The organism is Paraburkholderia sp. NMBU_R16, from assembly GCF_013282575.1.
GTDB lineage: Bacteria > Pseudomonadota > Gammaproteobacteria > Burkholderiales > Burkholderiaceae > Trinickia.
Window position 1 is genome coordinate 1 of sequence record NZ_JAAAYE010000269.1, and the last position, 566, is coordinate 566.

Annotated in this window: 2 protein-coding genes; both read right to left on the bottom strand. The window is 59.7% G+C overall.

From position 1 onward, the window contains the following. Nucleotides 1-75 precede the first annotated feature (75 nt). Nucleotides 76-201 (bottom strand): hypothetical protein, encoded by a 126-nt coding sequence (locus GWC77_RS30165; protein ID WP_302181394.1) that lies wholly within the window; start codon nucleotides 199-201, stop codon nucleotides 76-78. Next, nucleotides 198-548 (bottom strand): transposase, encoded by a 351-nt coding sequence (locus tag GWC77_RS28195; protein WP_173262892.1) that lies wholly within the window; start codon nucleotides 546-548, stop codon nucleotides 198-200. Before GWC77_RS28195 ends, GWC77_RS30165 begins: the two co-directional genes overlap by 4 nt. Nucleotides 549-566: the final 18 nt, after the last annotated feature.

Sequence of the window (566 nt, forward strand, 5' to 3'; positions counted from 1 at the left end):
AAAGGCCAAATGAAGGGTGACCACGCCACTCGAACGGTCGCCGCGCAGTTCTATTCGCTGCTTATGTAAGGACTCCTAAGCGAATCGCCGCTTGCTCGTCATGGCTCCGTTATCGCGACACAACCCGTAATAGCCGCTGGCCGAAATCTGCAACAGCCGCGCCATCGTCGCAATGGGCAATGTGGCCTGGTTCGCTTTCATGAATTCGAACCCTTTTCGGGCACCGTTCCGGTCTCCCGTGCAAACCAGGCCGCGGCTTTTGAGAGGATCTCTCGTTCAAGCTCGAGTTGACGAACCTTGCGGCGCAAGCGCGTCAGCTCTTCGCGCTCCGCCGTCGTCAAGCCATCATGCCGCTTGCCGCTGTCGCGATCCGATTGTGCGACCCAGTTGTAGATCGTTTGCGCCGTCGGCTCGAACTCGCGCGCAAGCTCTTCCGGGGACCGGCCGGCTTTGACTAACTCGACCATCTGCGCCCGGAATTCCGGCGCGTAGGGGTTGTGGTGCTTTCCCATGGCAGGCACCTCCTGTTCCAAAGGATAGGTGTCCACGAAACCGGGTCAACTCCA

Excerpts from the sequence above, each read along its gene's own strand:
- GWC77_RS30165 (WP_302181394.1), bottom strand. The coding sequence starts at position 201 with ATGAAAGCGAACCAGGCCACATTGCCCATTGCGACGATGGCGCGGCTG.